At 58.0% G+C, this 13,390-nt stretch carries 12 protein-coding genes and 1 pseudogene; 7 read left to right on the top strand and 6 right to left on the bottom strand.

Features of this window, described 5'->3' with window-relative positions; all coding sequences use genetic code 11:
- From DJ74_RS17435 to DJ74_RS19920, 3 genes and pseudogenes are all read left to right on the top strand, one after another.
- On the top strand, positions 1-1,287 hold a 1,287-nt coding region (locus DJ74_RS17435; RefSeq protein WP_094528066.1), incomplete at its 5' end, for a hypothetical protein.
- A gap of 538 nt (positions 1,288-1,825) precedes the next feature.
- A complete protein-coding gene (locus tag DJ74_RS17430) occupies positions 1,826-2,338 on the top strand; it encodes a hypothetical protein (protein WP_254922196.1) in 513 nt (170 codons plus the stop codon).
- Positions 2,339-2,988: 650 nt separating this feature from the next.
- Positions 2,989-3,099, top strand: a pseudogene (locus tag DJ74_RS19920) (AAA family ATPase); the annotation flags it as partial.
- Positions 3,100-3,297: 198 nt separating this feature from the next.
- Here the strand turns inward: DJ74_RS19920 and DJ74_RS17420 are convergent.
- Positions 3,298-3,867, bottom strand: coding sequence for a type IV pilin (locus DJ74_RS17420; RefSeq protein ID WP_094524319.1), 570 nt, complete (start codon positions 3,865-3,867; stop codon positions 3,298-3,300).
- On the opposite strand from DJ74_RS17420, the gene DJ74_RS19965 reads away from it, so the two are divergent.
- The gene (locus tag DJ74_RS19965; RefSeq protein WP_343124838.1) at positions 3,868-4,167 is read left to right on the top strand and encodes a TRAM domain-containing protein; all 300 of its coding nucleotides are present in this window, start codon (positions 3,868-3,870) and stop codon (positions 4,165-4,167) included. It begins immediately after the preceding gene.
- Positions 4,168-4,553: 386 nt separating this feature from the next.
- Here the strand turns inward: DJ74_RS19965 and DJ74_RS17415 are convergent, their stop codons facing one another.
- Positions 4,554-4,979 carry a universal stress protein gene (locus tag DJ74_RS17415; RefSeq protein ID WP_094524318.1) on the bottom strand — a complete coding sequence of 142 codons (426 nt, stop codon included), beginning with the start codon at positions 4,977-4,979 and terminating at the stop codon, positions 4,554-4,556.
- Between the two features lie 898 nt (positions 4,980-5,877).
- Between DJ74_RS17415 and DJ74_RS17410 the strand changes: the two genes are divergently transcribed.
- Together DJ74_RS17410 and DJ74_RS17405 are read left to right on the top strand one after the other, a co-directional pair.
- Positions 5,878-6,735, top strand: a complete 858-nt coding sequence (locus DJ74_RS17410) for a CPBP family intramembrane glutamic endopeptidase (protein ID WP_170938238.1) — start codon at positions 5,878-5,880, stop codon at positions 6,733-6,735.
- Between the two features lie 296 nt (positions 6,736-7,031).
- Positions 7,032-7,604, top strand: a complete 573-nt coding sequence (locus DJ74_RS17405) for a response regulator (protein WP_094524505.1) — start codon at positions 7,032-7,034, stop codon at positions 7,602-7,604.
- Between the two features lie 69 nt (positions 7,605-7,673).
- On the opposite strand, the gene DJ74_RS17400 is transcribed toward DJ74_RS17405, so the two are convergent.
- Positions 7,674-8,711 (bottom strand): HAMP domain-containing sensor histidine kinase, encoded by a 1,038-nt coding sequence (locus DJ74_RS17400; protein ID WP_094528064.1) that lies wholly within the window; start codon positions 8,709-8,711, stop codon positions 7,674-7,676.
- Between the two features lie 953 nt (positions 8,712-9,664).
- Here DJ74_RS17400 and DJ74_RS17390 point away from each other — a divergent pair.
- The gene (locus tag DJ74_RS17390) at positions 9,665-11,152 is read left to right on the top strand and encodes a sensor histidine kinase (protein ID WP_094528063.1); all 1,488 of its coding nucleotides are present in this window, start codon (positions 9,665-9,667) and stop codon (positions 11,150-11,152) included.
- A gap of 312 nt (positions 11,153-11,464) precedes the next feature.
- Here DJ74_RS17390 and DJ74_RS17385 read toward each other — a convergent pair whose 3' ends face one another.
- The 3 genes from DJ74_RS17385 to DJ74_RS17375 form a co-directional block, all read right to left on the bottom strand.
- Positions 11,465-12,319: a CPBP family intramembrane glutamic endopeptidase gene (locus tag DJ74_RS17385; RefSeq protein WP_170938239.1), complete on the bottom strand. Its 855-nt coding sequence runs from the start codon at positions 12,317-12,319 to the stop codon at positions 11,465-11,467.
- Positions 12,320-12,414: 95 nt separating this feature from the next.
- Complete coding sequence (locus DJ74_RS17380) at positions 12,415-12,759, bottom strand: winged helix-turn-helix domain-containing protein (protein ID WP_094524312.1); 345 nt, start codon at positions 12,757-12,759, stop codon at positions 12,415-12,417.
- A gap of 147 nt (positions 12,760-12,906) precedes the next feature.
- Positions 12,907-13,390: helix-turn-helix domain-containing protein (locus DJ74_RS17375; protein WP_176451378.1), on the bottom strand; the 484-nt coding region annotated here is incomplete at its 5' end.

The raw sequence follows: 13,390 nt of genomic DNA, 5'->3' as shown, positions 1-13,390 counted from the left end.
GTGATCGGTGGCCTCGTCCTTGCCGAACTAGCGCTCTGGTCAGCGTTCCTCCTCACAATCGGAAGCGCCGCCACAGTTGCGTTCGCCGTCGGTGCCGGCTCGCTACTCACGATTCCTGCCCTGTTGCTCACACTGTGTCTCCTCCTCGTGACCGGGATCCCGGCTGGCTTCATCCTTGCGCTGGCTGTGCGGAACGCCGGCGTTCGATCGCGGCTCCTCAGCCGCCTTCGAACGCTGTTCCTGCTTCTGTTCGGTATCGGGTACTTCGCGCTGATATTCACGAACGCGTTCGCGTCTGTCTTGGAACCGGTCTATCGAGCGCTCGCGCCGACGCCGATCGATTGGTTCGGCGACCTCGCGGCAGTGGGGCTCGGTATCGGGGCGTCACCGCTCAGGGCGGTCGGCGCGGTGGGGTTCACAGGAGCGTTCGTCGTCGTCGCGGCTGCGTCCCTATCCCGACTTGCAGAGTGGCTTTGGTACGCTGATGGCGTTCACATCACGCACGAGATCGAGCGGTCGGAGGGGGGATCTTCACGGCTCAACGGCCTCTCAAAAGTTCTCTCACGGCCGGTCTTCGGTGTCGTTGCAGTCGATTGGAAACGTGCACGCCGGTCGCCGATCTCGCTTTCGTTCGCGTTGTATCCCCTGATCGTCCTCGCTGGTCCGACTGTCACGGCCGTCCAAACAGGGGAGATCGGAACCGGGCTGCCGCTGTGGATCGTGCTCAGTGGAACGTGGGTTGCCGGGTCGTTGTTCGCGCTCAACGTGGTGGGTCAAGAGGGCGCAGCGCTCCCCGTCACACTGCTTTCGGAGACCCCCGAACGCTCACTGGTCATCGGACACGCCCTCTCCGGTGCCCTCCTGATAGCGCCGATAACCGTCGTGGCGACCGTTACCACGGGACTTCTGAGTCCGCATTCGGTACCGGTCGTTGCGAGCCTCGGCGTGTCAGCGCTCGTCTTGTCGGCCGTGTCGGGGACGATCGGGACCGGAATCGGTGTCGGTTTTCCGCGTTTTGAGGCCGTCAGCGTCTCTCGAAGTACCAAAGCGATCGTCCCCAGCGCCTTCGCGTTCGCACTCTACTCGGTCGCCGTACTTGTCGTCGCGCTCCCGACCCTTATCGCACACTCCGGTACCGTCGGCCGCGCGCTCGGCTCGGTCCTCGGGGTTAGTCAGTTCGTGATCGGTCTCAGTGGGACGCTCGTTTCGGCTGTCATCGCGTGTCTCGTCGGTCTCGTCTCGATGTACGTTGCGCGAGACCGCGTTAGCAACTATCGGCTCGGCTGAGGGTCCTGTCGCTGGTGTTGATGTCTACGGGGACGATTGGTGGTCCGCCCCGACCACACGTGAGAAGAGGCGACCTTCCCGAGGCGAAAGGCGGGCATTACGGCCGAAACGAAGACCCTGACCGGTAACGCACTCGTACGGTCGGCTCCGTCGGAAGCCGATCGCTTCGACACTTTCCGCTGAAACGGGCGTCAGTTCGAACTGAGTATGGCCTGCCGTCGCCGTCACTCGTCTGTCCGCTCCACGCCGTCGATGTCGAGTGCGGTGGAGGCGGACGCCCGTTTACTTTGGATCGAGGCGGCCACAGGTGCGTAGCTAAATTGAATATTTGTCGCTATTCTACGTGAATATTTTTCAGCGAAGTCACTCAGCTACTTCGTGCTCGTTGGTGGTGCTATCGCAGTAATGTGGTTCCCGAAATTCATCTCCGAAGGCTACAAAAGTCTAGTACGGGGGGTTGATAGACGGAAATTGTCGTGTTTCAAATCGGATTTTAGTCTTCCGTATCTTGATGTCGGTAGCACTTCGATGAGGTGACATGGCCCTCCAATGGACGGTCCGTCAGTATTTAGACAGCGCTTCCCGACGACGGTTCCTCGCCTGCAGTGGTGGAGTGCTCATCGCAGGAACAGCCGGCTGTACAGGGATCGTCAACAGTCTTGCCGACCTCGCGTTGGGCGATGTCAACCTTTTCAACGAAACTGACGATACCCTTACTGGCACTGTGACGATTACCGATTCGGCGGATGAGACTGTTCTCTCGGACGCATTTGAATTGCCGCCGGCATCGGGCGATGAAGACGCCGAGGAAAAAGACGATGAAGACGGCATGACTGCGTATGAGGACGTATGGACTGATTCTAGAGCCTATGACGCGAGGGTCGAACTGGATGATGATCCAGCCATCCAAGTCGAATCCGCTACCTCGTCGTCAATAACTATTGATAACCCGAGCGAGGAGATGCTTGCGATAGTGTTCGGTGGCGAAGAGTTCGACGACACAATCGGTTTTACCGTCGGTGAGTCGTTGAGTGACCTCGCACAGGCGTGAGAGTCTTGTTGAGTGATTGACATCCTCTTCCGCGTAAACGCGGAGGAATCCCGAGCGGTTGGAGTTTCAGGTTCGCAGTCTAATTACCGGACTCCCAGTCCTTTCGGGCATGGGTAGTCCCACAGTGTCGGACTGGTGGACTGCTGGCTATGCCAACTGGCCGTTACCCCTATCCTCGGCCGTGTACGGCGTCCCAGTGTTGTTTTTGCCGCGGGGACGCTGGCAGGATCACCGGAGTTGGGGATATCGTCTGACTCGCTTCGAGCAGTCAACACGGACACACCCTTCGAGGATGTAGCGTTCACCGACTGCCCTTTCAGATACTGCCTCGGTACGCGGGCGGACAGGCCGCCTCTGAAGGACGGTTCGGAATCCGCTCCGTTCCGACCGATTCCTAACTACGTATAGAGCGGCCTGTGAATTAAACCTCGGTATATGAAACTCGGTACAGACGTTCGGCCAGTGGATTGCTTCCCACCATGTCGGCTTCATCACCCGCCTAAAGGCGGGTGTATTCGCCTTCCAGTCTGTATAACCTCGAGGGGGTTTCGAAATCGAATGCGCACAGTGCTGTCTCGGTAAAAAAGTGATCTTAGCGGTCAAATCGGTTAAATATCGTTTTGATACCACGTCTGAGCTAATACGCGCCACTCCAACGGTACGACGGCCCGCGAACCGTCATCATCCTCAACGAGGTCGATCAACGCAAGGACCCGAGCCTCATCTACGATCCCCACAGTATGGAGCAGGTCGCGCTGATCCGTCTCTGTTGAAATCCTCAGCGCCTGAGACAAACAGTCCTCTGAATAGAAGGCGCGAACATGGTACGAACCGAGGCTAATCTGCGGGATAGAGTGATCGGTCAGTACAGGTGAGCGTGGGGCGTGTGTTACCGAAGCGGGTGGCTCTCGGCACCGTTGGAGGTGACCTCAGACGAGCCATCCACTACCCGGCTGGGGTTACGCGACCATCGTTTTGCGGATCACAACTGTCTGTGATGGCCGGTGGATCACTTGGACAGACACGTCGCTGCCGGTGGCCAGCGCACACTTACTCTCCGGGATCCGGAACATAATTGTGTCTCCCACAGCGTACCGGCCACCCTGAAGCAGCGCTCCACCGTCACCCACGTCTGCAACAGCGTTGTCCACTGCCTTTAGCGAGCGTTCATCGAAGAGATTCGCGCCCGCAATCTGGCCGTCGGATTCACGGATTGCATTCCCTGCCCCGGCTGGTAGATGCACGATGCGGCCGCTTCGGACGCCTTTGTCACAATCGGCACGCACGGCAATCTCTGTGTCAGACACCGCGACAGGATCGCCTGCGATGTGCGTGAGCGTAACGATACCCCCGCTCGTCCCGTCCTGCGGGGCGAAATCGCCGCTCGACTGGGCCACTCGTGGCGCCGGCTCCCGGAGTGCCGTGGTGACGTCTAAAGCCGCAATTGCAATAGCTCCGCTGAGTACAACGACGATGGCGACTAACAAAATAACCGAGATTACCGACGACACGCCTCGGTCTGTGCTCACATGTTCTCATACCGGAGTTGGGGATATGAGTGTTCGGCCTCCGGTCACTCCACTGCGGATCCGCTCTCAGCTGTGACTGAGGGTGAGCGACGAGTCGTTGAGATTGCGTATCTTTATGACCAGGGCGATGGAATCGCAAAAATCGATCGTGGCTACGTCGTGATCGTCTCGGAGACAACCGTTGGTGAGCAGTATCAGTTGAGATGGAGACGGCGCCGAGGAACGTGGCGTTTGCCGCTGTTGTTGACCATACCCCGTAGCCCAGCTATCTCCGGCTGCAGGCGGGTCTCTGGCTGCTGACCGCCTCCACCTGTGAGTTAGGCGCCACCGCTAGCGGGCAGGGAGCGTATGGACTCGCCTGCGGATCTCGATGTATCTCTTAGTTGAGCGGGTGGGACGGACCGGTGCTGTGTAGCTCCGAATGTGACAACGTCTTTGCGAGGAGGCCCCGATGCGCTGTCTCTCTTAGCTTACCGAACGCAGAAAATACGGAATGACAAGGCCACAGAGAAGCGCGCCAACGACAGCAAGCACTGCTACTTGTGGCGTACCTGCAACTGCACTGTCCATTACCGCGCTCATAGAGGGAGGTCACTTACAGTATATTTAAAAGAAACTATGTGACACGTCAGCCACCGCGTTATAACACTGTGGTTGCTGATGAGCGCCGCATTCCGAGGGTTCGATCAGGCTTGCTGGTTCGGGAAAACCATCACCGGAACGTCTGCTTCTCGGATGAGTTTACCTCCCGGGTCGCCGGCAATTGTCCGCTCCCACGTATCCATATCTCGAGGTGTGAAGGCGACGAGTGTCGCCTCCATCATATCGATCGCATCAGTGAGTGCCTCCGCGACCTCGCGCCCTTCAAGCGTCGCCCACTCAAACTGGAGATCATCACGGTATAGGATGTCTACGAACTTCTCGTAAGTCGCTCCTGCGAACTGATCTCTGCCGGTTTTTATTGTCGTCTCCGCGGCCGTTCCCGGGGTTACGTGTGTTACGATAAGAGTCGTATCCGAGTCTAAGTGCGGCCGAACCGCACGTGCCGTCGCTTCAGCGTCGTCGGGACTCGCGATCGGAATTAAAATACGTTCGAATAAGTCCTCGTTCATGTATATACCGTGTCTGACGATACAAAAAAGCGTACGGGTTACTGACTCGCAGGACCGATCCACATGGCACTTCCCAACTATTGGCATCCTCCTCCGCGTTCACGCGGAGGAATCCCGAGCGGTGGGAGTTTCAGGTTCGCAATCGTGAATCCGATTTCTTCTTCGAGAAATCGTTTAACCCATCGCAAAACGGTGGGTGACTGGCGGTGCCAAGCCGCCGTTACTTCTATCCTCAATGCCGTTGACTCATCTGTTGTTTTTCCCAGGAGGGAGTCGCTAACACGTCGACAGACTTGGTACACTTGGACTTGCTCAACCGACAGGCACAGACGAACGTTTCTGGCATTCGCGTTCACCGTGTTGGTATTTCGGGTATTGTCTCGTTAGCGGCGGCGAGGCCGCCTCCCAAGGCCGTTCGGAATCGCTCCGTTCCGACCTGATCTTACTCTTTAGTACGAATTGACACCATTTGAAACTGCGGGCTTTGGAAACTCGGGAATGCCACCGAACAGTGGTTCGTGTAGGGTTCTGTCGGATTCGTCCTGCAGCTCAAGCCGTAGGTATTCTCCTCGAATCTCGATAAAACCTCAAACCACGATATAACTAACTGATTGCCTTCAGCTTCTCCGCCCGTCGCCTCAGTGTTGTAACGCTTGGATTTCGACTCGTCCATGCCTCCGCAATAAATCCAAATATTGACTGTATAATTCCTGTAGCGGTACTTCACAGGCAGAAATGCGTAAACCGGATTTAATTGCGGCGTCATCATGAGCTCAGCCATGCCGGGTCCAGATCAGGCATTAACGCAGCGCCATCGGTTCATCACCCAACTCGGGTCGTGTCGTCAATCCAATTGTGTCTGTGCGCACCTCGCGTCATGGTCCTGTGGGGAAGATCGATGAGCCGGCTCACCGCACTCACAAAGCGAGCAGCTGCGAGCCCCGTTAGAACGTTCATGTTCGTACTGATTGCGGTATCCGCTGCCGTCGCAGCGATGCTGTATGCGGTCTTCGGATCTGAGCTGCCCGGCACTGCGGCGATCGTCTACGCGTGGACGCCGATGATGAGCGCGGGTCTCACTGTTTGGATCGTCGACGAGAGCATTCGCGATTGGCTTGGACAACTCCGCAACCTACGGGTCGGCATCCACTGGTATCTTGCCGGGATTGGGATCATGCTGCTCGGCACGGAGTTCGAAACCATCGTTACGCTCGTCAGTGGCGGAGACGTGAGCGTTCCAGCAGCGCCGCCTCTCGCGTATCTCATCACATTTGGGGTTACACTTCTTCTCGCTGGCGCGATCGAGGAACTCGCATGGCGTGGATTTCTTCAACCTCGTCTCCAGCGCCGTTTTTCGGCGATATCGGCAAGCGTGTTCATCGGCATTATCTGGGGGCTCTGGCATGTTCCGATGATACTCGGCGGGGCGGGCAACTTCACCGTTTTTTGGGAGTACATGCTGAATATCACGATGATGTCCGTCATTCTCGGATGGCTGTACAACAGCACAAACGGCGCGCTTCCGGCCGTAATGATCGCGCACGCGTCGCATAATATGCCTCCTGTCGGCGATCCGACCGGGGGTGCGCCTGGGGTCTTTGAGACCCTTTCTGGTGACGCTATCTTCTATCTTTGTTGTGCGGTCGCAATCACGCTATACGCTGGGTCTCAAACGCTAACTCGTGACCGTAGTCTCCCTGATATCCCAGGGCAGCTCACGGGTCAACCCGGTCAGGAAAGTCACTCAGCCGATTGACGTCGCGTCGGGATTGGTACTCCAAATTGCTACTTAACGATCACTCCGATTTTCGGTCGTCGAGAATCGATTGGAGATCACAATCCTCGTCTGAGCGGCTTGACGGACGACAATTCAAATGTGCCTCGCTTCTGCCACGCTGTGCGGTCGGTGACACGCACCGAGTGGCGGCTCACCCTCTGGGGCGAGCACAGATCCCGTAGACCGCTGTTACGCCTGTATCCCCGGGAGAGACCTTCTCGGAAGCCACAGCTATTAAACGCTGTAGTAAGTATCGACACCACGTGACGGCCGACATGTACGTTGACAGGCCGCGGGTGCTGCTCGTTGACGATGAGAAAGAGGTCGCCGACGCGTACGCCCTCCGGCTGGACGCAGTGGCTGACGTCACGGTTACTTACAGCGGTCCTGAGGCATTGTCTGCGGTCGACGAGTCTGACCCGCCGGACGTAATTCTCCTCGATCGGCACATGCCGGAACGGTCTGGTGACGATATTCTCCGTGAGTTACGAGAGTATGATATTCACACCAGAGTTATCATGGTGACCGCAATCGACCCGGGGTTGGAACTCCTCGAACTCCCGTTCGACGACTACCTCTGTAAACCGGTTGACCGCGCGGATATCAGGACCGCTGTCGACCAGCAATGTCAGGTTCTCGCATACGAACTCCTCGGCCAATACTTCGGAGTCGAATCGAAGCGAGCGGTTATCGCCGCTGAATTGCCACAGGACCGTCTCGAGGACCACGACCAGTTCTCGTCGCTCAACGAGCACGCCAACCGTTTGCGGGACCGCATCTGTCGACTTCTACCCGACGCAGACGAGTTGTTAGACCGGTTCACCGGTATCGAGCGCGAGGGGTACTGATCCCCGGCGAGAGGCGCGACCGGGGCTGATTGATCAAGGAGGTCTCTGTCGCCTCCCCCGACACCCTGACTAATGGCTGATTTCAAACCGCGCACCGCCGTCATCCGCTGCTGTGAGCGTCAGATCCCAGCCGTGTGCTTCGACGATTCGGTCGACGATCGCTAGGCCAAGACCGGTCCCACCACTCCGTGTGGAATATCCGGGGGTGAAGACGATTTCACGCTCCGTCGACGGGATACCGGGCCCATCGTCCGCGATATAAAATCCACCCTCGAATGGGTGAACGGCCACGGTCGTGCTCTCGCTCGTCTGCCCGTCTCGGCCGTTTGAACGACCTTTTGTTGGTGCCTTTGTCGGCTGTCCGTTCCCCGTTTCGTCGGTCGCGACACCGTGTTCAACGCTATTCCGAAACAGGTTTTCAAATAACCGCTGGAGGCGATCGGGATCCGCGGTGACCGTCGGTAGCGACTCCGAAACCGTCAGTTCGACCTGTTCGGTATCGATCGACTCCCACGCGTCTCTCGCAGCGGTCTCGATTGCGACCTCCTCTGTGGGCTGAACAACAGCATCGTCGCGCGTCAGCGTCAGGACATCACGGATGATCCGTTCCATCCGATCGTGTGCGTCAGCGACCGACTCGAAGTGCTCGGGGTCACCGGTCTCCTGTGCTGCACGGAGATGGGCCTTCGCGACATCGAGCGGGTTCCGGAGGTCATGGCTGATGACGCTGCTCACTTGGTCAACGCCCGGTGAGTAACCTTCGTCGGGACACTCACGAAGGTCGGTAAACACGAGATACCCGGTGTCGTCGTCCGACGGGATTACGCGAGCGAAGAACGGGCCTCGGTTGCCGTATCCGTCCAGACGGATGCCGATCCGATCGCCGCGGACGAGATGTGAGACTGGCTCCCGGTCACCGGTCGTATTGTAGCTGTTGAACCGGTCGAATATCGTCGACACGCGTCCGCCCACCAGCTCCTGTTCGAACTGCTGCTCGAAGGCGTCGTTCGTGGCGGTCACGCGAGCATCGTCACCGTCGACGGTGTATGCGAGCGCGGGGTCCGGAAACTCACGCAACGGAATCGCCGTGTGACGATCATCACTCATCGGTTGCTCACATCTCTATTTGGCATTGTTACCGCGCCCGTTTCTCCGTGCGAGTGCGCATGGTAACTGGTTGGACCACCACCCGATACAACACCTATCATCACTTTGGCCCGGCAACCTGTTTAATATTATTTCTTATTTCTGAGCCAGAAACACTCTTTTTATGTTAGCTCCTATAGCCAGATAACTCTATCTCATTTGTGAACCGGCTACGCGCTCCGAGCGGCGCGTTTCAATATCTGTGGCGTGACAAGGAAGTCAGCGACGGCAACCCCCAACATCGCTAATCTAAGTATCTGATCTTCGACGACGAGGAACGCGATAGCTGCGATAATAGTGGCCGTCACAGCGGGCATGCCCCAACGGACGACCGGACTGCGGAATACATTCGCTGATTGCGACATACCAGATCATCAGTATGTGCTGATATATTGATGTCGGCGTGTTTCTGGGTTGGAATCACTCCGAACAGATTAGTTGAATTGGCCTGTTTCTGGGACAGACACTCTCCGACGGGCATAACGGGTTACTTACCAATCTACCGTCATGCGACATCGGGGAGCGGGAATTGTACTTTGGATGATCACCTCGCTCGTTTTGGGTGCGGTGATCCTCTCTCCGACCAGTGGCGTCGTGCTATCCTTCTTAACAACGATCATACTGTGGGTGCTCATCGAGTCAGAAGCCGGCAATGATAGGGGACTGTGAGGCAACTGGGATCTCGGCAAACACTTCTGTGTAAATCAACGCACCACTCGAAAATACCATCATTAACACGTTGATCGAAGTGTAATAGTACACTATCCGTGGTCAGTTTCGCTGTCGAACTGGCGGGTCGCTTGCTGGTCCCCGTACTCGCCGGGCTTGCCTGTATCATCGCCGGGTCTGTGGCACTCCAACGGCGAGGGCCGGCAGCTAGCGCATATGCCGACTTGGCCGTTCCGTTTGGTGTCATGTCTCTGCTATTCGGTGCTTCTGGATTCGTCTACGCTGGCGTCCTCGTGTTCGAAACGATTGGCGTCCAGCTGGTCGACTCCGCAGCAGACCGCACTATGGGTCTGCTATTTCCTGCTATCGTCCTCCCGTGGACGGTATTCGCGCTTCGATACGTGGGCCGGGGAACGCTGGTAACGCGTCGTCGCATTACTGTTGCGGCCGGACTCAGCTTTGTGATCGTCGGGCTCGAATCTATCGCACTGTATAACCCGCTCAACCTCGCTATGGGGCAGCGGCAACTACTGAGTGTCACCTCGTCTGTCCTCCTCTTATCGCTTTTAGCGATCGCCTTTGCCGCGATGTGGTTAGTGCTGTCAACGTCGCGCCGTCACGATCGGTTCACCTGGCGAGACGGGCTGCTGGCCGTTGCGCCAGTCGCTATCCCGTTGCTGGTCTTCCAAACCACTCGCCCGTCTACTCCGTGGCTCAATGACATCTTAGCTAGAACGGGGTTGGGATTGGTAGCTGTCGTGATCTGGTTCGGTATGTCCCGATATTCCATTCTCTCAGATCGTCCTGGAACCGGCACGCTCGGAGAACGTGCGGTAGTAAACAGAATGGATGAGGCGGTATTCGTCGTTGATCGCGACGGGCGTGTTGCTCGCGTCAATCCGGCGGCTGAAGATCACTTTGGCACTATCGGCGCGGGTGTACAGATCAGCGAGGTGACTGACTTTGGCGTAGAATTACTCACGGAACGCGAGACAATTCGATGTCAAACCACGAACGGACAGCGCCAATTTGATCCTCGCATCACTGAGCTTCGAAACGATCGCGATGAGCTCCTCGGTCTCACTATCACATTGTTCGACGTGACTGACAGGGAAATCCGACAGCAACGGCTTCAAGTACTCAACCGAGTCCTTCGACACAATCTCCGCAACCGACTTGATGTTATCAAAGCCCACGCCGAGGAGACGCAGAACACGCCGATCGTCCGAAGTGCTGACCAACTTCACCAACTCAGTACCGAGGCTCGCCGGCTCGAGACGCTGATGCAACGCTCCGAACCGGAGCAAACAGAGGCGCCGCTTCAGGAGATAGTCAATGATGTCGTTGCCGACGTGACCGACTCCACTGGTGAGGCTGAAACGAGCGTCACCCTTCCTACTGTGACCCTTGATGCCGACCCTAGTCTGTGCCGGTACGCGATTGAACAACTCGTCGAGAACGCAATTGAACACAGCGACGGAACGCCGCCACGCGTCGAAATCACCGGCTCACGGGACGAGAGCGGCGTACAAGTAGTTATCGCAGACGACGGTCCTGGTATCCCACAAACTGAACTCGACGTCATTGAGTCCGGTACCGAGGAGGATCTTGCTCACGGGAGTAGCTTCGGATTGTGGGGCGCGAACTGGGCAATCCAGACCGTCGGAGGGACGTTGGAGTTCAAACCAAGTCACCTCGGTGGCACGGCTGCTGTCATTGAGTTTCCGAACTGAGTGTGGACCCGTCTAACCCGCAATCTCGACGTATCTCTCTAGGCTCACTCGGACTGGTAGCGCGTTGTTGTCTGCGCCCTGAAGAGCGTCACCTGCTTACAGTCTGCCGAATAGCGGCGAGATGAAAGCATACGCACAGATACAGAGCGTGAGAACAAACATCGGAAATCCTACTCCGTCTTCACCGGCGATGACGAGTCCCGTCGTGAGAACTGAGGTCGCCACAGCGATGAGTGCCGTGCGAAGTGAACGGGGGTGCGATCGAAGTGCGGCTTCGCATCCGTCATGCGATCTGTCACCTCGACCCCGATATCAACGTTCCCCGACTGGCCGGAGTGACGCTTCTGGAACTTCACCCCGCGTGACTCGAACCCACAACATAATCGCCACGATGAGTACGGCCGTCGGGAGCAGTAAGACGACGATGAGATCGGCACCGAGATCGAACGGTCGGGTGAGTCGGAACGCCGCCGGATACCCGCTCTCCGGTTGCCCGAATACGACCGACGTCCAGAGATTGGTCGAGAAGTGGATGCCGACCGGAAGCGCGAGACTGTCGGTGAGCACGTACGCGAGACCGAAATACAGCCCTCCGACCACCGCCTGTACCACAGCAACCGACGCGGAGAGTCCCGCCGCGCCAGCGTTCAAATGAATCGCTCCGAACACGAGAGCCGATACGACGACCGCGCTCCCCGTGGCAGCCGGCCTCGAGACCTGGCGAGACGTAAGCCCGACAACGAGCTCACGGATCAGTACGCCTCGAAAGATGAAGTCCTCCCACAACCCGACAATAACGAACGCAGCGGCCGTCGCTCCGATCGCGAGTCCGACGGTCACAGGGTCGCTGAAAACCCCCATTGACCACGAACTAACGATCCTCCCGCTCCCGGTAGCGAGAATCGCGGCCGTCGAAACAGCCTGAAACAGCGCGCCGATTACGGCACCGCCGGCGAAATCATTGAGCCACTGCCGACCCAGAGAGAGCCCGTACGCGGCGGGGGTAGTTTCGAACGCGTAGGATATGACGAGTACCACCGCTGCTACCCCACAAAGCATTGGAAGTTGATTCGGAAGGTTAGTCAACACGTCCGGAGTTGAGAGTTGAGCGAGTACCAGCCCTACAGCGGCAAATGTCGCGACGAACATCACCGCTGCTACGACCACTCGCACCACCGCCCCGCTGACCGATACCTCGGACCCGATACGACTGACTGGTCGCAAGCGTGTGCTCATCTGTTCGGCGTAAATCGCTTTTCGACTTAGCAGCTCAGACTGATCGTCGCGTCGATGTCACCACCATCGAGCGACACGGAGAGATGTTGCGCGGAGGCGCTGAACTGCTCTCGGTGGTGGCCGTCAGGTGCGACGTAACACTCGCTCGTGACCAGTCCGGCGTCCTGAAGCTCATTGAGACGCCGGTAAGCCGTCGGCCGCGAGACATCGGCCGCCTGCGCGACGGCGCGTCCGCCGCGAGGCTGCTCGGAGACTGCCTCGAACACTCGCCGGGTGTACTCGTCGCCGAAGAGGTCGAGCAGCTCTTCGGTCGATAGCTCGTCTGTCGGTTCCTCAGTCCGGTCGCCGCGCGACTTGTGTCGCACTGCCATGTGGCTACGATGTAACGGAACACGCTTGGTGGAATATGCTCAGTATTCAGAGTCTCCGCAGCGAGGATATCTAACTATCCAGACTCCCCTTCGTGTGAGAGCAAGCGGCCGCATGTCGATTGGCCGCGACCCGGCGAATCCCGACCGCTATCCGCTACTGTCGTCGTGTTCGTCGTAGAACGCGTCCAGCAGCTTTCGCTGGCTCGCCCGAAGGTGGTGGAGCAGCGTCGATCCGGTGATTCCGAGCGATGTCGCAACCTCCTCGGCCGTACTTCCACGCGGGGAGGTGAAGTAGTCCGCGAGATAGGCCGTCCGCAAGACGGTCGCCTGTCGGTCAGTAAGCCGGTCGTTCAGATCGTTTCGAAATTCCCGCGTGGTCGTCGGCGAGCGGGTTTTGTCCTGTCGTGCGAGAACGGGTGCCGGTCCGTCATCGTCGAGCACGTTTGCCACCCGACGCACGTTCGTGTCGGGAGACAGTTCGACGATCAGCTGACTGTCATCGCCGTTAAACACCGCCGTCTGTATCGTCGCACCACGGTTGATTGCCGCAACGAGCGGAACTTCCTCACCCAGCGTCACCTGGATCCGGCCGCGCTCAGCGTCCGATTGGCGAATCACACGACCATCCTGC

The sequence above is a fragment of the Halorubrum sp. Ea8 genome, assembly GCF_002252925.1.
Taxonomy (GTDB): Archaea; Halobacteriota; Halobacteria; order Halobacteriales; family Haloferacaceae; genus Halorubrum.
The sequence above is the reverse complement of the archived record's forward strand: the minus strand, read 5'-3'. Positions and strand labels throughout refer to the sequence as shown.

Coding starts and splice junctions, on each gene's coding strand:
- DJ74_RS17405 (WP_094524505.1), top strand. CDS start 7,032: ATGTACGTTGACAGGCCGCGGGTGCTGCTCGTTGACGATGAGAAAGAG.
- DJ74_RS17380 (WP_094524312.1), bottom strand. CDS start 12,759: ATGGCAGTGCGACACAAGTCGCGCGGCGACCGGACTGAGGAACCGACA.
- DJ74_RS17390 (WP_094528063.1), top strand. CDS start 9,665: ATGTCTCTGCTATTCGGTGCTTCTGGATTCGTCTACGCTGGCGTCCTC.
- DJ74_RS17400 (WP_094528064.1), bottom strand. CDS start 8,711: ATGAGTGATGATCGTCACACGGCGATTCCGTTGCGTGAGTTTCCGGAC.
- DJ74_RS19965 (WP_343124838.1), top strand. CDS start 3,868: ATGTTCTCATACCGGAGTTGGGGATATGAGTGTTCGGCCTCCGGTCAC.
- DJ74_RS17415 (WP_094524318.1), bottom strand. CDS start 4,979: ATGAACGAGGACTTATTCGAACGTATTTTAATTCCGATCGCGAGTCCC.
- DJ74_RS17430 (WP_254922196.1), top strand. CDS start 1,826: ATGGCCCTCCAATGGACGGTCCGTCAGTATTTAGACAGCGCTTCCCGA.
- DJ74_RS17410 (WP_170938238.1), top strand. CDS start 5,878: ATGAGCCGGCTCACCGCACTCACAAAGCGAGCAGCTGCGAGCCCCGTT.